21 protein-coding genes are annotated in these 20,987 nt (G+C 43.1%); 16 read left to right on the top strand and 5 right to left on the bottom strand.

Going from position 1 to position 20,987, the window contains the following annotated elements:
- The first annotated feature begins 48 nt into the window (after positions 1–48).
- From tusA to F955_RS01820, 5 genes are all read left to right on the top strand, one after another.
- Positions 49–306 (top strand): sulfurtransferase TusA, encoded by a 258-nt coding sequence (tusA, locus tag F955_RS01840; protein ID WP_004813458.1) that lies wholly within the window; start codon positions 49–51, stop codon positions 304–306.
- Between the two features lie 250 nt (positions 307–556).
- The gene (locus tag F955_RS01835) at positions 557–3,196 is read left to right on the top strand and encodes a type VI secretion system Vgr family protein (RefSeq protein ID WP_004890464.1); all 2,640 of its coding nucleotides are present in this window, start codon (positions 557–559) and stop codon (positions 3,194–3,196) included.
- The gene (locus tag F955_RS01830) at positions 3,197–4,111 is read left to right on the top strand and encodes a DUF4123 domain-containing protein (RefSeq protein ID WP_004890460.1); all 915 of its coding nucleotides are present in this window, start codon (positions 3,197–3,199) and stop codon (positions 4,109–4,111) included.
- A 101-nt stretch (positions 4,112–4,212) separates the two neighbouring features.
- Complete coding sequence (locus F955_RS01825) at positions 4,213–4,668, top strand: hypothetical protein (RefSeq protein ID WP_004890458.1); 456 nt, start codon at positions 4,213–4,215, stop codon at positions 4,666–4,668.
- 4 nt (positions 4,669–4,672) lie between these two features.
- Entirely contained in the window at positions 4,673–6,376 is a 1,704-nt protein-coding gene (locus F955_RS01820; RefSeq protein WP_004890455.1) for a T6SS phospholipase effector Tle1-like catalytic domain-containing protein, read from the top strand.
- Between the two features lie 664 nt (positions 6,377–7,040).
- Here the strand turns inward: F955_RS01820 and F955_RS01815 are convergent.
- Positions 7,041–8,753, bottom strand: coding sequence for an electron transfer flavoprotein-ubiquinone oxidoreductase (locus F955_RS01815; protein WP_004890452.1), 1,713 nt, complete (start codon positions 8,751–8,753; stop codon positions 7,041–7,043).
- Between the two features lie 185 nt (positions 8,754–8,938).
- Here F955_RS01815 and F955_RS01810 point away from each other — a divergent pair, with 185 nt between their 5' ends.
- From F955_RS01810 to F955_RS01790, 5 genes are all read left to right on the top strand, one after another.
- Complete coding sequence (locus tag F955_RS01810) at positions 8,939–9,550, top strand: DUF1285 domain-containing protein (protein ID WP_004890448.1); 612 nt, start codon at positions 8,939–8,941, stop codon at positions 9,548–9,550.
- A 48-nt stretch (positions 9,551–9,598) separates the two neighbouring features.
- Positions 9,599–10,462, top strand: a complete 864-nt coding sequence (gene murI / locus F955_RS01805) for a glutamate racemase (RefSeq protein WP_004890445.1) — start codon at positions 9,599–9,601, stop codon at positions 10,460–10,462.
- Between the two features lie 128 nt (positions 10,463–10,590).
- On the top strand, positions 10,591–11,619 hold the full coding sequence (locus F955_RS01800; RefSeq protein ID WP_004890442.1) for a DUF4062 domain-containing protein: 1,029 nt from the start codon (positions 10,591–10,593) through the stop codon (positions 11,617–11,619).
- A gap of 67 nt (positions 11,620–11,686) precedes the next feature.
- A complete protein-coding gene (gene hemH, locus F955_RS01795; protein WP_004890438.1) occupies positions 11,687–12,694 on the top strand; it encodes a ferrochelatase in 1,008 nt (335 codons plus the stop codon).
- Between the two features lie 21 nt (positions 12,695–12,715).
- Positions 12,716–13,360, top strand: a complete 645-nt coding sequence (locus F955_RS01790) for an MBL fold metallo-hydrolase (RefSeq protein ID WP_004890436.1) — start codon at positions 12,716–12,718, stop codon at positions 13,358–13,360.
- Between the two features lie 514 nt (positions 13,361–13,874).
- On the opposite strand, the gene F955_RS01780 is transcribed toward F955_RS01790, so the two are convergent.
- Entirely contained in the window at positions 13,875–14,054 is a 180-nt protein-coding gene (locus F955_RS01780) for a hypothetical protein (protein ID WP_004890431.1), read from the bottom strand.
- Positions 14,055–14,198: 144 nt separating this feature from the next.
- A complete protein-coding gene (locus F955_RS01775) occupies positions 14,199–14,384 on the bottom strand; it encodes a DNA gyrase inhibitor YacG (protein WP_004890428.1) in 186 nt (61 codons plus the stop codon).
- Positions 14,385–14,467: 83 nt separating this feature from the next.
- Here F955_RS01775 and F955_RS01770 point away from each other — a divergent pair, with 83 nt between their 5' ends.
- From F955_RS01770 to F955_RS01760, 3 genes are all read left to right on the top strand, one after another.
- The gene (locus F955_RS01770; RefSeq protein ID WP_171058630.1) at positions 14,468–15,112 is read left to right on the top strand and encodes a class I SAM-dependent methyltransferase; all 645 of its coding nucleotides are present in this window, start codon (positions 14,468–14,470) and stop codon (positions 15,110–15,112) included.
- 3 nt (positions 15,113–15,115) lie between these two features.
- Positions 15,116–16,318 (top strand): TIGR03862 family flavoprotein, encoded by a 1,203-nt coding sequence (locus tag F955_RS01765; protein ID WP_004890425.1) that lies wholly within the window; start codon positions 15,116–15,118, stop codon positions 16,316–16,318.
- An 82-nt stretch (positions 16,319–16,400) separates the two neighbouring features.
- Positions 16,401–16,811, top strand: coding sequence for a GFA family protein (locus F955_RS01760; protein WP_004890423.1), 411 nt, complete (start codon positions 16,401–16,403; stop codon positions 16,809–16,811).
- Between the two features lie 17 nt (positions 16,812–16,828).
- Here the strand turns inward: F955_RS01760 and F955_RS01755 are convergent, their stop codons facing one another.
- Together F955_RS01755 and F955_RS01750 are read right to left on the bottom strand one after the other, a co-directional pair.
- Positions 16,829–17,392 carry a hypothetical protein gene (locus tag F955_RS01755; RefSeq protein ID WP_004890420.1) on the bottom strand — a complete coding sequence of 188 codons (564 nt, stop codon included), beginning with the start codon at positions 17,390–17,392 and terminating at the stop codon, positions 16,829–16,831.
- A 23-nt stretch (positions 17,393–17,415) separates the two neighbouring features.
- A complete protein-coding gene (locus F955_RS01750; protein ID WP_004890418.1) occupies positions 17,416–18,198 on the bottom strand; it encodes a class I SAM-dependent methyltransferase in 783 nt (260 codons plus the stop codon).
- A gap of 113 nt (positions 18,199–18,311) precedes the next feature.
- On the opposite strand from F955_RS01750, the gene F955_RS01745 reads away from it, so the two are divergent.
- The 3 genes from F955_RS01745 (at position 18,312) to F955_RS01735 (ending at position 20,951) form a co-directional block, all read left to right on the top strand.
- The gene (locus tag F955_RS01745; RefSeq protein ID WP_004890416.1) at positions 18,312–19,583 is read left to right on the top strand and encodes a hypothetical protein; all 1,272 of its coding nucleotides are present in this window, start codon (positions 18,312–18,314) and stop codon (positions 19,581–19,583) included.
- 121 nt (positions 19,584–19,704) lie between these two features.
- Entirely contained in the window at positions 19,705–19,902 is a 198-nt protein-coding gene (locus F955_RS01740) for a hypothetical protein (RefSeq protein ID WP_004813413.1), read from the top strand.
- A 95-nt stretch (positions 19,903–19,997) separates the two neighbouring features.
- Positions 19,998–20,951, top strand: coding sequence for a 2-hydroxyacid dehydrogenase (locus tag F955_RS01735; RefSeq protein ID WP_026056755.1), 954 nt, complete (start codon positions 19,998–20,000; stop codon positions 20,949–20,951).
- Positions 20,952–20,987: the final 36 nt, after the last annotated feature.

Below are 20,987 nucleotides of genomic sequence, written 5' to 3'. Positions count from 1 at the left end.
CACATGTTTATGTTAAAATAACCTGGTCTTTCCCTCCTGAGTCTGCCGATGTCTGAAGCTGAAATTACTCCTAGCCTGCAACTAAATACTCGCGGTTTACGCTGTCCAGAACCTGTGATGATGCTGCATCAGGCGATTCGTAAGTCCAAGTCAGGTGATGTGGTTGAGGTGTTTGCAACGGATAATTCGACTTCATGGGATATTCCAAAATTCTGTATGCACTTGGGGCATGAATTACTGTTACAGGAAGAACGCCTGGATGAAAATGGCAATAAAGAGTTTCATTATCTGGTAAAGAAAGGGTAATAACGTGTTGGGCAGATGAGCTGAATCATTTGCCCTGCTTCGATTAATCAATACTTTCCGGGCGTGAAGCCTATTTCACAATAATAACCTGATTCTAGAAAGATAAAGTTTAAAAAAGCTCATCTCTTTAGCAAGCAAACATATTTTCTCTGGTCAGAGAATAATTGAAGCAAATCCATCAGACCAAACTGGCTAGGCTTAATCAATTAAATTTATTATAATGCCGAAAAAAATAAGCATAAAAATAAAAATGATCAGAAATTCTATTGCTCAAATACTCGAACAATTGGGATTAAGCGCACAGAAACGCGCTTTACATATTCAGTTTTCTAATCAACAGCTTAATTCGGAAATCTTTCTGCAGCGTATTGATGGACAGCATGTGCTCAATCAAGGGTTGAAGATTGAACTTATTTGTTTATCTAGCAATGCCCTGATTCCTCTCAAAAGTTTTATAGGTACACAGGTCGCGGTAGATCAGGTAACAGACCAGGGGCAGCTTTTTCGCAGTTCAGGCATTATTACCCGGGCAACTCAGGGGCAAAGTGATGGTGCATTAACGCTTTATAAGCTTACTTTGGAAGATGCCACTTCACTTTGGCATAAACGCCGGAATAGCCGTGTGTTTATGGACAAAAGTGTTCGCGATATTACCAGAATATTATTTGAGGAATGGCAGAGTAACAGTCCATTATTTGCGGCTGCACTCAAGCTGGATTTATCCGGTTTGCAGCAGACTTATGATGTGCGTCCTTTTAGTATGCAGTCGAATGAAACTGACTATGAATTTTTAACCCGTTTATGGCGCAGTGAAGGTATTAACTGGCTGATTGATGAATCTGAGCTATTGCTCCTACATTCCTCTGCACCGATTACAGTACAGAAACTCAGATTGATTGATGATAATAGTCAATATCAGGCTCTAAGCCGCCGGGTAATCCGTTTCCACCGTTCCAGTGCTACCGAACAGACTGATAGTATGACCAGCTTTATTGCAGAGCGAAAATTACAGCCAACTGCTGTGCATATCCAGCGCTGGCATGCTGATCGTTTGAGTCAGGAGGAAGGTACAGGTTCAGTACAAAGCATGCATCAGCATAGTGAAACTCAGGATAATGCCAGTCTGGGGCTGGAACAGGCGTGGCATATCAGTCCGGCATGGGTTACTGACCTCAAGCATGAAGATCAGGCTACGTCAGCATCAAATGCGCAAATTGAGGAAGTTAACCAGAACCTGCAACATTTTTATGATGTGCAGGCCAAGCAGTTTTTAGCAACATCCACTGTACGTGATGCGCAAGTCGGTTACTGGTTCAGCCTAGATCAGCATCCAGAAATTGACCAGCATCAGGTAGCCGATAAAGAATTTCTGATTCTTTCCAAGCAATTCTATAACCAGAATAATCTACCCAAAGACCTGAATGCACAGGTGAATGCTTTAATCCAGCAAAGCCAGTGGCAGCTGACAGAAGTTAAAGATGCTGATGAGCGCCAGACCAATCATTTAGTCTTACAACGTCGCAATATTCCTTTGGTTCCTGAATATCAGCCTTTATTGCATCGACCACCAGCCTGTCCGCAACGGGCAAAAGTAGTAGGGCCAGAAAGTGAAGACATTTATGTGGATGAATGGGGACGCATCAAAATCCGGTTTTTATTCACCCGTCCGGACGATCATACCCATGATAATGGAGCCGGAACGAATGACAGTGATACTGACTCGGCCTGGGTAGATGTTCTCACGCCTTGGGCAGGGGAAGGTTATGGTGTGCGCTTCTTGCCACGTATTGGTGAAATTGTTGTGATCGACTTTTTTGATGGCAATATTGACCGGCCTTTTGTGGTGGGCCGGATTCATGAAGGTCAGCGTTCACCAACAAAATTTGACAAGAAAGGACGCTTACCAAAGACCCAAAAACTTAGTGGTATTCGCTCTCAAGAAGTGCAAGGAGAAGGTTTTAACCAGTTACGTTTTGATGATACCACCGGGCAGATCAGTGCACAGTTGCATAGCAGCCATGCTGCGAGTCAACTTAACCTAGGTGATTTGAGCCATCCGAAAGAACAGGCTGAAAGTGAGAGGCGTGGAGAGGGATTTGAGCTGAGAACAGACCAGTGGGGGGCAATACGGGCAGGTGAAGGTCTACTGATTTCGACCCACAAACAGCAGGTTGCAAGGGGTTCACATATGGAAGCTGAACCAGCGAAAAGCCAGCTTCAATCAGCTCTACAGATGAGTCAGGTGCTCAGTGATGTGGCTAAAAATCAGCAAACTGATCCAGTGGAAATTTTTGAGAAGTTAAAAAGCCTGATTGAGCAGATTGAACAACAGGATCAGAAAAAAGCTGCTGCCTTTAAACAGGTAATCATGATCCTAACGGCACCACAATCGATTGCGCTGAGTACCCAGCAGGACATTCATCTATCTGCTGATGGGCAGATTAGTCAAAGTGCAGGAGAGAGTATTAACCTGAGTACACAACAATCTTTGATTGCCCATGCCAGCCAGAAACTAAGCCTGTTCGCAGCGCAAGACGGAGCACGCTTATATGCAGGTAAAGGTAAAGTCGAGATTCAGGCACAAGGAGATGAAATAGATGCTATTGCGCGTAAAGGTATCAAAATTATCTCTACTGAAGATCTGATCGAAATGACCGCTGCCAAGAAAATCATTTTAACCGCGGGCGGTTCTCAGATTGAAATCAGTAGTTCAGGAATTTTGCCCACCACTGGTGGCAAGTTTGAAGTGAAGGCAGGGCAGCATCAGTTTGTACCTGGCACGAAAGTAAATATGAACTTACCATTCTTCCCACAAAGTGTGTGTTGGGAATGTCTGGCACGAAGAGCAAGTCAACGTGGGGCATTTGTCAATAAAGGGGATGGTTCATAGATGATAAGTTTATTACATCCTGATTTACATTATTTTTTTGAAGAATATCCATCTGGGGAACATAAGACTTATTTTATTTATGCTTTGGCTGATGCAGCACAAGACAGTTGGTTTTTAAAAAAGAATTCACATTTACATTACCGCAATTTATTAACAGAAGCTGCTGGTGATAAAGCTGCAGAAATCTCACCTCATTTGGTTCAACTCGGGCATAATCATAATATCGAGTGGCAATATATCTCTAAACGCGTAGTTGGGACTCCTCGATTAACCTTAATAATAAGTCCTTTAGATTTTGATAGTTTATATTCACATTTGAGGCAATTTCTAAATGTCCAGTTTGAAGGTGGATTAGAGATGTATTTAGCATTTTGGGATCCAGCTATTCTTGGTACTTTAGTCGGTCAAATTTCAGACCAGACTCTTTATGTTAAGCAACAAGTGTTATCAGACCAGCAGAAGAAAGTTTTATTAGAGCCTATTCACAGTTGGTGGTATTGGGATCGAAAAGACAAATTACATAAAATCATCGGCGGTAATGGTTATGAATCTCTGAAATTTTATGATTGGCAAAATCCGTTTACATTTACGCCAGTACAAGAAGACATGATGGTAGAAGCAACCTTTCCTGATCATTTGATTTATTATCTAAATCTGAATAATCCTTTCTTGGTTGAGGACTTTAAGGAATGGGAGCTTTACCCATATGTTGTGAAAAAAATAGCATTAGCACGTGAATATGGTTTGGAAGGTACTCGGGATATTTTAAATTTTATTTGTCTAACTTTGATATATAAAAATACTTTCGAGCAAGATGAACTTCTTCAAAGTGTACTACTAAAAGTGAAGAATAAGATGGTCACAATGGATCAGGCGATGGAAGATTTAGAGCGTTTAGTTGACGAAAACGAATAAATCATAAAACATGAACTTTATGCTAACACAATTAATTAATCATCAAAGCAACGTGAAGTTAGGCATATTCTTTAAGTAAATTAAAAATTATAGGGGATGTTATGAATATATTTAAAAAAATTGTGATGCTACCAGTAGGCTTGGCTTTAGGTTTGGTGGGATGTAGTTCAGGCTCAAGTAAAACTTATGTACTTACGACAACATCGTTCGGTTATGATCCAAGTTATAGACCATACATTGTACGAGTGAATGGCGAGGAAGTTGGAGGAGGCTTTGGTGCTGCAACTAAACGATCTGCGATTATTACTGGACCACAATATATTACATGGGGACAAACAAATATTCGTAAACAACACGTCGCAAAAAATGTTCCTTATTTAACCAAAGAGGATTTAGAAGGAAAAAGTTATTTAGCTGTGCACCTTTATCCAGATGATAGGGTTGAAATCACATTGACTGAAGGGCGAAATATGCCTGATGCTACAAAAATGGGATTAGAAGTGAGATCGAAATTAATTGATGAATTAAATGAGAGTGATAAAAAAATAAAAAGGTAAGAATATGGTTTCTCATTTACAAAAAATAAAAAATAGCAATCAAGATGTTAGTAACCAGTCTCCACAAGCCAAGCAAGATTGTGCAGATGTAGTCAATATTTCTGTATTTTTTGATGGGACAGGAAACAATTTAGAAGCAGACCAAGATAAAGGAAAACTCGCCAACCCAGCAAAGTTATGGCGAAATGCACAATCTTATAGTTTATTCGAAATTGAGCGTACAAAGTCGCCAGTGAAGTTAAATCATCCTATTTATGTTTCTGGAGTTGGAACTCCGTTTAATGGTGAGCTAAACAAAGTCGAAAAAAGAATAGCCACAGTGCAAGACCATGAGCTTACAGGGGGGGTAACAGGGATTGGAGGTACAAGACGGTTAAAATATGGTGAGTCTCAAATCAGTATTAGCCTTGAAAACATCCTCAAACAAAAAATAGCCCAAGCCGAGGCGACCTTAAAGCCTCAGGTTGAAGCGCGAAAAAATGAAGCGATAGTTAAAATGGAGGCAAAGCTCAACGAACATCGTCTAATCAAAAAAGTTAATTTATCGATCTTTGGTTTCTCACGCGGGGCTGCACTGGCACGGGTATTTTCTAATGAAATGATTTGGAAGACTGAAACTGAGGACTTGAGCCTAAAGTATCAAATCTCAGGTCAAGCAGAACTTGCACCAATGGAAATACAGTTTTTAGGTATATTTGATACTGTTGCTTCTTTTGGATTGCCTGCGACCAATATGCCAAATAAACTTAGTTTTAAAGGACGAGACATGGTGGTCGATCCGAGAGTAAAAAATTGCTTACATCTAGTGGCAGGTAATGAATTACGCTTCGCTTTCCCAGTTGATTCTATCCATATAGATGAAAAATTAGCTAACCCAAGAACATGGAAAGAAATAGTCTATCCTGGGATGCATTCTGATGTGGGTGGTGGTTATGAGCCAAATTCACAAACAATTAGTAATAATTTTGCTCGTATACCTTTGAAGCATATGCTTGAAAGTGCAGCGGTATCAGGTGTGAAAGTATTTGGTTATAGCGAATTAGAAAATAATGACATTAAAATCTTTAATGAAGAGTTTAAGATCGAAGAAAAAACCCAGCAACTTTTTGAAGCCGTTCAAAAAGCAGTAGGAGCCTCGACAGGTAATGTAAAAAAAGACATTATAAATTATATGAAGCTTCATTATGGTGCCTATGGCACTTTACATCGTCAACGGCAACAATATTTAGCAGCAGGTAAATCAAAAGAAGATCTAGCTTATCTTTCAGTGAGTCAAATTGCTCGAGAAGAAGCCGGATTTTCTTTACCAACCGGTCCTACTGATATGGCCACTGAAGTTGAAAGAGTTAAAGCAGCTAAAAATTTCACCACATTTGATCAATCTAATTTAACAGGTATAAAACACGTATTTAGAATCATTTATCCATTTGCTAAAGCTTATGAGTTTTTAGTCGATATAGATGATTGGGAATTACAGAGTTGGGAAAAAAATGTTTCACAAGAAGCAGTAGATTTTTATTCAAGCTATGTACACGATTCGAAATATGGTTTCATCTATAATGCAGAGCCATTTAGTTACTTTAGACAACGAACGGTATATGAATCAAAACGAAGTTGGAAAGGTAAAAGAGTCGATAAAAAATTAGGGCCTATCCATGAACAAATAGCTTATGAAAATAATGAATTTGAAAAAACTCAGAATAATTAGTTTTGAAAGTTAATAAAAAATCTGTATATGAGAATTCTTTATTCAATAAATTAAATATTAGATAGTTCGGCCATCAGCAAGATCAAGTATAACGCACATAATATTCTGTGAAGGATCTTAAATGTCACAGGTCTTACAGCGTGCGCAGTTGGCTATATCAATGATGAGTAAAAAAATAATAATGAGTGTTTAAATGTATAACATGTTAAAAATTGAAAGTCGAATCCAGCGCCTGGAAGTTTGGATAATGGTATCTCTTGGATGAGAAAGTCTGATTTTGATAAGTTAAAAAGTCGTAAGGAATGGAGAGATATATTTGCATTAGGGTGAGCTGGAATAGTAATGGTGAATATCTTGAATATACTGTTCCAAAAGATTAGAAACTCTGTGCTTGGGAAGGTCCAGCGATATATCAACAGCGAGGTGAATTCTATTTAAAAGGTGGAGTCCCGCGAATCAGTCTGAATCACAGTATTTTATAAAAGGAGATATTTTCCTAAAATTAGAAAGTGATTGGGGTGAAACAATCTGGTATTTAAAAGCAACCAATAAAGAAAAATAAAATTGAATTTTCTAAAAATACTTAAGTGCTTTAAAAGGGATATTATAAAACTTATATAAATAAACCCGCTCGAAAGCGGGTTTATTTATATCTCATGAGAGATTACATATTTGGATAGTTTGGACCACCAGCACCTTCCGGTGTTACCCAGGTAATGTTCTGAGAAGGATCCTTAATATCACAGGTCTTGCAGTGCACACAGTTGGCTGCATTGATCTGGAAACGCTTCGAACCATCATCATTTTCCATGATTTCATATACACCCGCCGGGCAGTAGCGCTGAGCTGGCTCATCCCATTTTGGCAGGTTCACGTTCACTGGAATTGAAGCATCGGTCAGTTTCAAATGCGCAGGCTGGTTTTCTTCATGTACAGTGTTCGATACAAACACTGAAGACAGGCGGTCAAAAGTCAGCTTGCCATCCGGTTTTGGATAGTTCGGCTTGAAGTTCACCGCATCAACAGTTTTCAATGTCTTAAAGTCTGGCACCAGGTCATGCAGGGTAAATGGTACTTTAAACACGTTCTGGTCGATAAAGTTGAATGCACCACCCATCCATTGACCAAACTTATGCATTGCAGGGCCAAAGTTACGCGCGCTATACAGCTCTTCTTTCAACCAGCTGTTGTTGAACTTGTCTGTATAAGCAGTCAACTCTTTTACGAAGAAATCTTCGCCTTCAGTTACACGTGCAACTGCCAGGTCACCGCCTTTCTCTACACCGGCCTTGATTGCTTCAAATACCGCTTCACCACAGAGCATGCCTGACTTCATCGCAGTATGTGAGCCTTTGATCTTGGCAAAGTTCAGGAAGCCGGCATCATCACCGATTAAAGAACCACCTGGGAAAGTGAATTTTGGTAGTGAGTTAAAACCGCCTTTGGTTACGGCACGCGCACCATAAGAAATACGTTTACCGCCTTCCAGATACTGTTTGATCAGAGGATGGGTTTTCCAGCGCTGCATTTCCATGAACGGATACATATGCGGGTTTTCATAAGAAAGATCCACGATCATGCCCAGGGTCACCTGGTTATTTTCAGCATGGTAGAGCCACCAGCCACCTGAAGAACCGGTTTCATTGAGTGGCCAGCCAGCACCATGCATGACCAGACCCGGTTTGTGCTTGGCAGGATCAATTTCCCATAGTTCTTTAATGCCGATCCCGTAGTGTTGTGGATCTGCATCTTTATCCAGGTTGAATTTCTGGATCAGGCGTTTACCTAAGTGGCCACGGCAGCCTTCAGCAAAAATCGTGTATTTCGCGTGCAGCTCGTAACCTGGAGTGAAGTTATGCGTTGGTTCGCCATCTTTACCAATGCCCATGTCACCCGTCTGGATACCTTTGACTGAACCATCTTCATGGTAAAGGATTTCAGAGGCAGCAAAGCCCGGGAAGATCGAGACTTCCAGTTCTTCTGCTTTTTGGCCTAACCAGCGCACCACATTGCCCAGTGAGATGACATAGTTGCCATCGTTATGCATGGTTTTAGGCACCATCCAGTGCGGAGCTTCTTGTGATTTTTCATCAGAGAGCAGGAAGAAGGTTTTGTCTTCAGTCACTGGTACATTTAAAGGTGCGCCTTCTTCTTTCCAGTTCGGGAACAGCTCGTTCATGGCACGTGGTTCAAGTACAGCACCAGAAAGAATATGAGCACCGACTTCGGAGCCTTTTTCCACGACACAAACGGACAGATCATTCAGGTTGTTTTCAATTGCAAGCTGACGGATTTTGATCGCAGCAGAAAGACCCGCAGGGCCTGCGCCTACGATGACTACGTCAAACTCCATCGATTCACGTTCGATGTGCTCCATGTGGGACTCCTCATATTACATTCGGTGGCAACCATAATCGGATGATCGGGTGCTGCCATGAGTATTTATAATTCCTGGACACAAAAAGATTAGTGTCTTTCATCTTGTGGGCTAGTATAGTTTTAAACCCAGTTTAAGCCAATTGGCTGAAACATATTATTTTTCCGTCATTAAGGTCTTCTACTATGGATAAGTCAGCAGAAACGAATCATCCGACGAAAAAAACAGCCATGAGTGATGATAAAAATTTAACAAATATTGCACAATACATAAAAGATGCACAGGACAGTCACAAAAGGTCAATACCCCCTTTAGATCAGTGGCAGCCAAAGCATTGTGGCGCAATGGATTTGAAGGTTTTAGCCAATGGAGAATGGTGGCACGAAGGTCAATTGATTAAACGCCAAGCCATGATTGACCTGTTCTCAACAGTGCTATGGAAGGAAGATGGCAAATTCTATCTCAAAACCCCGGTTGAGCAGATCGAAATTGAAGTCGAAGATGAGCCCTTATTTGTAGGGCAGGCTGATCAGGTAGAAATTGATGGAAAAAGCTATATTCAGCTGACGACAACGACGCAGGATGTAATCATCGTAGATAAAGAACATCCAATTTTCATGCGTACTTTTGGTGATGAACAGCGCCCTTATGTGCATGTGCGTTTTGGTATTAATGCATTGATTCAGCGAGCTGCCTTTTTACATCTGGTAGAAATGGGTGAGCTTATCGAAAATTCTGAAGGCGACACGGTATTAAACTTGAAAAGTGGTGATTTAGACTTGCATTTAGGCACCTGAGGTTTAAGCTTTGTGCCATGTCTGTCCATTTGAGCAAACAGCCCCTGTATGAGCGCCATTTATCCGATTTCGTCCACACTCGATCCCATTATTGATGTTACTGCAGATGCACCCATTGGGATTTTTGATTCAGGAATCGGAGGCCTCTCTGTTGCACTAGAAATTGCGCATCATTTACCGAATGAGCGTTTCGTCTATTATGCCGATACTGCCAATGTGCCTTATGGTCCACGTGAGGATCAGGACATTCGTGAGCTCACCGCGCAGGCAATTGAATGGTTATATCGCAAGGGCTGCAAGGCTGCTGTCGTGGCATGTAATACTGCTTCAGCTTTTAGTCTGGATTATTTGCGTACGCATTATGGCGAGCGTTTTCCAATTATCGGTCTGGTACCGGCTTTAAAGCCAGCAGTTTTGGCGACCCAATCCAAAACTGTGGCCGTGCTTGCCACACCAGCAACTTTTCGCGGTCAGCTGATCAAAGATGTCATGATCCGTTTTGCCGAGCCCGCAGGGGTAAATGTGATTCCAGTCACCTGTCTGGATCTGGTGCCTTTTGTCGAGGCTGGCGAGCAGATGAGTCCCGCGTGTCTAGCGACATTAACTAAGATTTTACAACCAGTTGTAGATCAGGGTGCAGACTATTTAGTACTTGGATGTACACATTACCCCTTCCTAAAATCGTCAATTCAGTATATTTTTGGTCATAAAATGACATTGATTGACTCTGGATTGGCAGTTGCAAGACAAACCGCCCGTATTTTGATCAAAAATGAGTTATTATTTGAAGGCGAGCGTAAAGAAAGTGTAAGAATCGAAATTTTTGTCAGTGGTCAAAATGCTGAACAAGTTCAACCGATTATACAGCACCTGATTCCGGACGATATTCAATGGTCTGTAAGTAATATATAAGCTGAGTTTTAAGTCAGTGAATTACATTATTTTAAAATTTGATATTTTTAAGTGGGGCACGCATATGCAACAGCTCATGGAAATCGAGGTGAACTGTGCATATTCGCGGTAGTTGGAGAGGGTTTGGAATGCTGGATAAACGTTATCAGGTTTTTATATCCACATCTGGTTCGGAAATGCAGCCAGAGCGTATCATCTTGTCGCAAACACTGGTGGGTATGGGCTTCTTCTCCTGGGGGCTGGAACAGCGTAATCCACTCAGTACTGCCTTTGCTCGCCGTCAGATTGATGACTGTGACTATGTGGTAATCCTGCTGGGAAGCCAGTATGGTGAACAGTCCGTTTCTGGCGTTGGCTATATGCACCTTGAATATATCTATGCAGTAACCAAGCAGAAACCAATTATTGTATTTATGCATGATGACCCTGCCTCTCGTGAGCCGTCCCTGCATGATGCCAAAGCGGAATTGCGTGAAAAATTTAATGACTTCCGAAAACTGCTACAAAATGAAGTCGATCAGGTCTTTACCTATCGTAGCCTGCGTGATCTGGAAATGGCAGTTCGCCTGAACATGCCCCAGATGCTAGAACGCTATCCGGTGACTGGCTGGGTACGTCCCCAAAATGCCCAAGCCCTGCATGATGAAATTGATCAGCTCAAGGCGCGTATTGCCCAAATGGAAGCAGAAGCAGGCAAGCGTGAGCCTGATCCATTCCTGAGCTTGCCTAAAGTGTCCATGCATGAAATTTTTTCTTTTGAATATCGCATGCATGCCTATCAGGATGGTAACTTTAAAGAGCTCAAAATTCAGAAAAAACTGACCTGGGCCGAGCTTCTGGCAATTCTTGGATCTACTTTTGTCAATTCAACGCCAGAAGAATTCTTCTCTAAGCGCCTGAATGAATATTTAAATGAAACCGGTCTGGAAGATGCACGTATAGAAATGCCACGTGCACATGCCGTGGCACGTGCACAGATGAACATTCGTGCCTTGCATAGCCTGAAAATGCAGATGCGACAAAATGACTGGATTGTACCGACTGGCCGTGATGACCGTCAGCGTTTACTATGGCAGATCACGGCTAAAGCCCAGAAACTGATAGAAAGTAATTTACTGGATAAAGATCGGGTTTTTCAATATAAGTCAGTATATTAATCCATATTATAAATTTATTGAAAACTGTTAAAGTACAGGGGTTGACCCCTCAAGACGGATGATCTGAATGTTTGCTAAACCGAAAGTCACCATTATCCTGGCAAATCTCGGTACCCCTGATGCTCCTACCGTTCCCGCAGTACGAACTTTTCTGCAGCAGTTCCTGTCCGATCAGCGTGTCATTGAAATCCCCAAACCGCTCTGGCAGATCATTTTGCGCCTGTTTATTTTACCTTTCCGTCCTAAACGGGTTGCGCAGGCTTATGCAAAAGTATGGGCTAAAGATTCACCCATGCGTGAAATCCTGCTGCAACAGGTTGAAGCAGTCAGAGCAGAATTGACTCAGCGTTATCCACAATTCGAGCTGAATGTGGTGCCCGCCATGACCTATGGCAATCCGAACATTCAGACTGTTCTTAGCCAGATCAGTGCACAACCTCAGGATCATGTGATCCTGTTGCCCTTGTTCCCGCAGTATTCAGCCACTTCCACTGCGCCGCTGTACGATGCAGTCGCGAGATGGGTACTGACTCAGCGTAATCTTCCGGGTTTATCACTAATTCGTGATTATTATCAGCATCCACTGTTTATTCAGGCATTGGCACAGAGTGTGCGTGACTATCAGGCGATTCATGGCAAGCCAGAAAAGCTGTTAATGTCGTTTCATGGTATTCCACAGCCTTATGCTGATAAAGGCGATCCCTATGCTGACCGTTGCCGTATCACCGGGAAAATGGTAGCTAAAGCTTTAGGGTTATCTGAAGATCAGTATGCGATTAGCTTCCAGTCACGTTTTGGCAAGCAGGAATGGGTTAAGCCTTATACCGATGCCTTGATTGAAGAGTGGGGCAAACAGGGGGTGAAATCAATTCAGGTCATGAGTCCGGCTTTCTCGGCGGATTGCCTGGAAACCTTAGAAGAACTGGCAATGGAAAATGCGGATACCTTCAAGGCTAATGGTGGTGAACGCTATAGCTATATTCCGGCATTGAATAGCCGCGAAGATCATTTGCAATTGCTCAATTCATTGCTACAGGCTAATCTTGATGCATTGACTCATACTCTCGCTCACTAATTTTTTGAGGTTTTAAAGCCTATGCTCCAAGTCAAAATTGTTCCTGTAACTGCCTTTCAGCAAAACTGTTCCATTTTATGGGATACAGACAGCAAAGAAGCAGTTTTGATTGATGCCGGAGGTGAGCCGGAAAAACTGAGAGCAGAAGTCGAAGCGCTTGGTCTGACGGTCAAAGCATTATGGCTGACCCATGGTCATTTAGACCATGCTGGAGCGGTGGGTGCTTTGAAAAAAGCCTGGAATGTGCCGGTGATTGGTCCACATAAGGATGATGCGTTCTGGCTGGAGATGATTCAGGAAGTCTCTGCCCGTTATGGCTTCCCGATTCCGGAAAAGGTAGAAGTGACTGAATGGCTGGAGGGCGGTGAAGTACTGAAACTGGGGGACGAAGAGTTTGAAGTCCGTTTTGCACCGGGTCATACCCCAGGTCATGTCATGTTTTATAACCGTAATCATGGTTTGCTGTGGACGGGTGATGTGCTGTTTAAGGGTTCGATTGGTCGTACTGACTTCCCACGTGGCAATCATCAGCAATTACTTGATTCAATTCAGCGTGAATGCTTTAGCCTGCCTGAGGAAACCCAGTTTATCTCAGGGCATGGTCCAATGAGCACGATTGGTTTTGAAAAGCAGCATAATCCTTTTGTGGCAGGTAAAGCAGGTTAAGCGCTTAATGTACACGTAGTAGCTATCTAAAAAATGAAAAAGGAATCGATTCTAGATTCCTTTTTTATTTGAGTGGGTTAATGGGTTATACAGATTACATATTAAGCGAAAGGGTCATTTTGTAATTTATGTACCTGAAGTCTAATAATCCAAAAAGCCAGTGCAATGAGTATACCAATGCTAATAAAAAAATAATCATGGCGCATGATACCCGTGCCAATACTGAGACAGCATAGTAGAACAAACAAGAACATGACAGTCTTGAGTATAATTACTAACATTTATAAATCCCCAAAAATATAAGTCATTGACATTCTTTATAATTTTTTATGTTTTCTTACTTGTTTAAAGTAAAAAATATTTTATTATCAACTATATAGAATGTCTACGTAGTTTAACATTTGACCAAAAATAAATTCAAGATAAATACTGACCTTAGTTTAATAAAACTTATAAATAATTCTTCTTTTAGCTAGAGTTTCTAACAGACTGTGCAAATATTTTGGTTTTTACTTCAAGCGAAAGGATCATGTTGCAGTTGCTGGATTTGCAGTCTTAATATCACAATGGCCAGAACCAGCAGGATACCAATCAAGATAAAGATATAGTCCTGTTTCCAGAGTCCAAGGCCAATACTGGCGCAGCATAGCAAGAGCAAGAACAGCATAAAAATTTTAAGCAGGAGGATAAACATCGGCATGTCCTCTTTTTTTGTTATTTTATTGGAATAGTTATTTAAATTTTATTTTATTAATCAAGAATATAGTGTTTTTAGGCTAGTCTAGCACCAAATGAAAAAGGAATTCAATCCGAATTCCTTTCCTCTGGTCAGTCTCATTTAAAACTGGTCTTCTTCACGGCCTCCATCAGCTTGCGGAGCATCTTGAGTCGGCAGCTTATAGTCTTCATTGGCCCAGGCACCCAAATCAATCATCTTGCAGCGTTCGGAACAAAAGGGACGAAACGCATTGCCTTCCCACGTAGTCAGTGCACCACAACGTGGGCATTTCAGGGTCGTTGGCATGGACAATACTCCACAAAAAATTGGATTCAATTAGGCAAACATAGCCGCACTTGTTAGACTTATGCGGTTTTCATTAGTTTGATCTGATTATGCCAATTCGTCAATTTCAAGCGCAGCGTATGCATGCCCCTCGTGATTTTCAAAGCATTAGCCCTGAACCGATTTGTGTCGAAATTGGTGCAGGTAAGGGCAAGCATGCCTTGTTATTTACCCGGACACATCCAGAGCACAAACTGATTGCAATTGAACGGACCCGTGAAAAATTTCTGGCCATGCAAAAGCAGCATGAATTGGAAGGCCAGCCAAATTTAAAAACTGTACATGCTGATGCCCTGCCATGGGTGGTACATGCACTGTATCCTGGCCAGGTAGAGCAGTTCTTTGTCCTATATCCAAATCCGGAACCACATAACCCGGCACAGCGTTGGGCCAATATGCCGTTCTTTGAATTTTTGCTATCACGGCTGAAAACAGGTGGTTCGATTACGTTGGCAAGTAATATTCCGGAATATATTGATGAAGCTGAACAGCAGATGAAAGAGCTATGGAACCTGCCTTATGACAAGCAGATCATTGCATCCGATTCGGCCCGTACTCATTTTGAGATCAAATATCTGGAACGTGGTGAACTTTGTCAGCAGCTCATTATTACGAAACCTGAGGGTTATACCACCCGCTTTGATGATTTCCAGCCTCTACAGGGGCAAAATGTTGCGCCTGTGGAATAAGCCATGAGTAAACGCATTGCGATTGTTGGTACTGGCCCGGCAGGGCTGATGGCAGCAGAAGTGCTGAGCCAGCAGCATTATGACGTACATGTCTATGAGCAGAAGCCTTCAGCTGCGCGCAAATTTCTGATGGCAGGCAAGACCGGCCTGAATATCTCGCATGCTGAACCGGTAGAACAGTTTATCCAGCGTTATGATCAGGCTGAATGGCTGGCGCCGTGGGTAAAACGTTGGGATACTGCCTGGATCCAAGAGTGGATGCAAGGTTTGGGCATTGAACCCTATATTGGTTCTTCTGGACGGGTGTTTCCAACCGAAATGAAGGCCGCTCCGCTGTTACGTGCCTGGTTAAAACGTCTGGCCGAGCAGGGGGTACAGTTTCATTACCGCCATCAGGTGACCCAGTTAAAACAGAATCAATTGGAACTATTGGATCTGAAAACTGATGAGCTACGAACAGAACTCTTTGATGCGATTATCCTCGCCTGTGGCGCGGTATCCTGGTCAAAGCTTGGCAGTGATGGTCAATGGCAAGCATGGCTAAAGACAGAAGAAATTGAGCCTTTTCAGGCCAGTAATGTCGGAGTGGAGTATCCATGGTCTAGGTTTATACAGCCCATCTTTGGTCAGCCACTGAAACGGGTTGCAGCTTGGGTGGAAGGCAGTGACAAGACTATGGGTGATATCGTCATCAGTCATTATGGTCTTGAAAGTGGCTTGATCTATAAACAGGGACGTGGTTTGCGTGAACAGGTCAAACGTGGGCAGCCCATGCAACTGTATCTGGACCTGTTTCCCGATCAAAACGCAGCACAACTGGCGCATAAACTGCAATCCAGCAAGAAGCAGTCTTTAAGCAATGTCTGGCGCAAGGCAGGACTGGAAGGCGCTAAAGCTGCACTGGTGCGAGAGCTGGTGCCTAAAAATATCTGGCAGGATGCTGAACATCTGGCACAGCAAATTAAACAGTTGATGGTTCCTCTTCAGGGATTCCGTCCAATTGAAGAGGCGATTAGCTGCGCAGGTGGTGTAAAACGTGATGTGCTGACGGAACATTTGCAACTTAAATCCAATCCTTATGTATTCCTATGTGGAGAAATGCTGGACTGGGATGCGCCCACCGGTGGTTATCTGTTGACTGCCTGTATGGCAACCGGTCGTGCAGCGGGTGAAGGTGTCGCGGCTTATCTGTCTGATTCTGCTTGAAGCGAAGATATTTTAGACATTCACAGTCAGTAATTTTTTAGGCTATATTGGGCGAAAATTATTCACAAGGAGGTTTGCTGATATGTCGACTCAAGATCATTATGCCGGTAGCTGTCTCTGCGGTGGAATCCAGTATGAAGTTCGTGGATCGCTGGGTGATATTATTCAATGTCACTGCCGCCGTTGCCGTAAAGCTACCGGTACTGCCTTTGCTACCAATAGTCCGATTGCTAAAGCAGATTTTCATCTGCTGCAAGGACAGAAATTACTCAAGTCATTCACTACCACGACTGGCGTGAGCCGAAATTTCTGTAGCGAATGTGGTTCTCCGATTTATAGCGTGAAAGCAGATCTGCCGGATGTTTATCGTCTGCGTATTGGCAGTCTGGATACACCGATTGAGCAGAAACCGACTTGCCATTTCTATGTCGGTTCTAAAGCTGAGTGGGAGGACATTCACGATACCTTAGCGCAATATCATGAACGTCCTTAACAGAAAGCAGATCAGTCTTACTGGACTTTAGCCTGAGTTTTTGCATACTGGTTACGCCAGTGTTCCAGCTGTTCCTGAGCATGCAGATACTGTCCCAAACCTTTTACACTTTCCTTGGCATCATGCTGGATCGCTTTATCTGAAGAGGTTGTGCCCAGCAGTTTTTGCTGCTGTTCCCAATATTGATAAATTAGCCCCTGAATATAACGACCCTGTTCAGTTTTTAGTTCCAGACTTTTTAATAAAGTCAGTGCAGACTGGATATGGTCGCGCTGGCGTTGCTGCATAAATTCTTCAGTCAGATTACCTTCCTTACGCATATGCTCAGTTTCAGCTTCAATATCCTCATTTAAGGATTGCAGGCGCTGCTCAAAGTCATCCAGTACGGCAATATCATGTTGATCATCCGCTGTTTGCGGAAAATCTTTCACCGGTTGTGTTTTCAGTTCCTTCATCACTTCTTCAGCTGCTTCATTTTGCTGAGTCGCTTCCTGTTTCGGCGCATCTTTCTGATTACACGCCACCAGCAACAGGGTGGATGTAAGCAAGGTGATTCGGCTGAGATTCTGAATATTTGGCATTGTTTTGTCCTGTTAAAGTTTTATCAAGGCGTTAGAATTTTTTGAAAGATATAGACATGGGTAATATAGGGGAAGTCAATCTGTTCATCAGGCTGCTTGCCAGTATGTTCTCGTACGATTTGTTCAAACTGAGATTTGAGTTGCTGCTGTGCATCATCAGACTGGGCGGCGATAAAGCTGGTCGAGAGCAGACGTTTGGACACCACCTGTTCGACGGTTCCAGAATGGAACTGCTGCAAAGTCGTTTCTGCTACCGGGTGAAACAGCTGCTGATCTTGAAATACATCGCGCCACTGACCACTATGGTAGCGTGGCGTATCGCCTTCCATGGGGAGAATAAATTCTGCCAGAGCTTTGACCCAGTCGACATTAACATCACGTTGGTTCCAGATCAGGACCAGATAGCCCTGATCTTTCAGAATCCGATGAATTTCCTTAAGGCTGTCGAAATTGGCGAACCAGTGAAAAGACTGTGCGCAAAATACAGCATCCATCAAGGCATTTTCTAGCGGCAGAGCGTCACTCATCGCCTGCAAGGTCGGAATATCTGGATGAACCTGCTTGAGTTGCGTTAACATCTCTGCGACAGGATCAACCGCCAGAATATGCGAACTGAGTAATTTTAGCTGGGGCAGGAATTTACCGGTACCGCTACCCAAATCAAGTAATTGGGCATGACGGGGTAAGCCAAGCTGCTGTTGCAACCAGGGTACTAATGCTTCAGGATAACTTGGGCGCACCTGCTGATAGCGCTCGGCAGCGCTACTAAAAGCTTGTTGTGCAGCAGGATGTAATGATTGTGTCATATTTTGCGCTTTTTAATCTTGGTCTTCGCTATAAAATAGCATATTCATTTTTGCATCGTTTTGCGCCATTGAATTTGTAATGGAAGCGTTCGCTTTACAGGCATGGGAAAGTTATGGAAAAACAAATCGTCTTTGAAGATGAGCACATTCGCGCAATCTTTATGCCGGGTTCATCTTCAGAACTGATCTTCTCCTTTGGGGATCTGATTACCCGTGCCAAGGGAACCACCATCAATGCAGAGAAGTCGCTGCAAAAGTTTGAATTCAATGTGCTCGGGATTATGCCCAAGGATAAATCCTGGTTTCCACAAGCGTCTATGCAGGCCATGCTGGACGCGATTGCTGAACTGATTGCACCATTTGAGCAGCGTATTGCCTATGGCGGTTCAATGGGCGGTTATGCGGCGATTAAATATTCCAATGCTCTGGATGTACAGCGCGCCGTAGCCATGGTGCCGCAATACTCGATTGATCCGGAAGATGTGAAAGACGCCCGCTATAACATGTTCTATCAGCCGGAACTGAATGGCGAGATGCGCATTACTAAGGCAGATGTCAGTGAGGATCGTGAATACATTATTATTTATGATCCGCACTATGCCCAGGACCGTGCGCATTATCATAAGCTCAGAGAAGTCCTGCCGCCACATCACGTATTGCATCTGGCTTTTACCAATCACGATGCGATTGCCGTGTTGGCAAGCTCCGAACTGGTGAATGATTTCCTGCTGCATGAATTTGATGCCAGCTATTTTTATCAGAAGATGCGCCGGGTCAAAAAGAACAGCAAGTTTTATTACCGTAAGGTGATTGAAAACCTGTTGCCACGGCATCGGATGGCTTTGGGCCGTATCCTGAAAAATAATGACCTGCAACTCGATTCACAGTTTTTTGATGCCAATCAGAAGCAGACCATTTTGCGCGAGTTACTCAGCAATAAACAGGTGGATCAGCATGATCTGATGAAACTCGGCATTCAGGTCAATCTGCCACAGGAAAACCGTCAGATCCTGCTGGATATCTATGGGCATGGTCTGGTGTTCAATGTCATCAGTAACAAGATTGAAAGCTATGCCGATCAGGCGATTGCGCTGAACCATAAATTCCTGATTCCGATTTATGCGCGCGGCAATGGCCTGTTGACCATCAGCTTGAATGACGAACGTTATCTCGTCGTCATGAATGACCGTCATATGATGAAGCTGGTCAAGGAACAGGAACCGCTTTCGGTCGGAATGCACCCAATTCTGATGAAACGTTATACAGATTTCTATATGTTCGGTTATAAGGAATTAAGTCTCAAAACTGATGAATACGGTGCAGCGGCGTTTGTTGATGACAGTGACAAAAATACGCACTTTGTGACACGCAGTGAAGCAAATTAACTTGAAATATCACTTAAAAACAATGGCTTGACTTATTGTTTTGCTGGCATAAGATGTAGTTATGCGGTATGGATTTTTCATCACCGCACGCGATCGTTTTCGTGAGAAGGGGGTACATCTTATGCAATCTACACAGTTCGCCACCATATTTTTAATGCTAACTTTGGGCCTGCCCAATCTGGCATTCGCCAAAGATAGCGTACACCCGACCATTATTTTCCTGAGTGCAACTATCGTATTTTTGATGATTCTGACCGTTTATATTGTTTACAAAATTCGTCATTCTGTGCGTAACCATCTGGATAAACCACTCGATTAAACAAAGCAGGATAAAGTCTAAAAAACGGTTGAAAACCCTGTATGACTTGTTTTAAATGGCAGGATAAATTGTCTAACAGGATTGAGGGTCAGGCCGTGAAAGCCGTATATTTGGATTATGCTTCTCTAGATCAACAGGATCTCGACTTTCAGGCGCTGCATGGCGTATTTGACGAGTTAACCTTATATCCTGCTACTTCTGTGGCTGAACTTTTGCCACGCGTGCAAGATGTCGATGTCATCATCACCAATAAAGTCATGGTAAATGCCGAAACCATTCAGCAATGCCCTCAACTGAAACTGATTTTAATCTCTGCGACTGGTACCAATAATGTTGACTTGGCCGCAGCCAAAGCACGCAATATTGTCGTGTGTAACTGCCAAGCCTATGGCACTTCCGCTGTCGCCCAACATACTCTCATGTTAATGCTGAATCTGGCGACGTCTTTCCTGCCTTATCAGCAAAAATTACAACAAGGCGAATGGCAAAAGGCGACGCAATTCTGTTTGCTGGATGCACCGATTGTAGAACTGTCTGGTAAGACTCTCGGCATTGTGGGTTATGGCGAACTGGGTAAAGCTGTCGCCAAATTGGCAGAAGCGTTTGGTATGAATGTGATGATCGGATCATTACCTAACCGTCCGGGGGATGCCTCACGTGTACCATTCGCGGAGTTATTGCCACAGGTTGATTTCCTGAGTTTGCATTGCCCACTGACTGAAGATACCCATAACCTGATCAGCCATGCCGAGCTGGAAGCCATGAAATCCAGTGCCTTCCTGATTAACTGTGCGCGTGGCGGTATTGTTGATGAAGCGGCTCTGGCACAGGCATTACGTGCAGGCAAAATCGCAGGTGCTGCCACCGATGTACTGACGATAGAGCCGCCGAAAGAAGGCAATATTCTGCTCGATCCAGGCATTCCGAATTTGATCGTTACCCCGCACAATGCTTGGGGCAGTGTCGATGCTCGCCAACGCATCGTGGATCAGATGGTAGAAAATGTTAAAGCCTTTCAGGCGGGCCAGCCGATTCGACAGGTGAACTGATCTGATTTAGTTAATCCAGATATTATTCTCTTCAGA

The organism is Acinetobacter schindleri CIP 107287 (assembly GCF_000368625.1).
Lineage (GTDB): Bacteria > Pseudomonadota > Gammaproteobacteria > Pseudomonadales > Moraxellaceae > Acinetobacter > Acinetobacter schindleri.
Note: the sequence above shows the minus strand (reverse complement) of the source record. Positions and strands in the feature narration are given on the sequence as shown.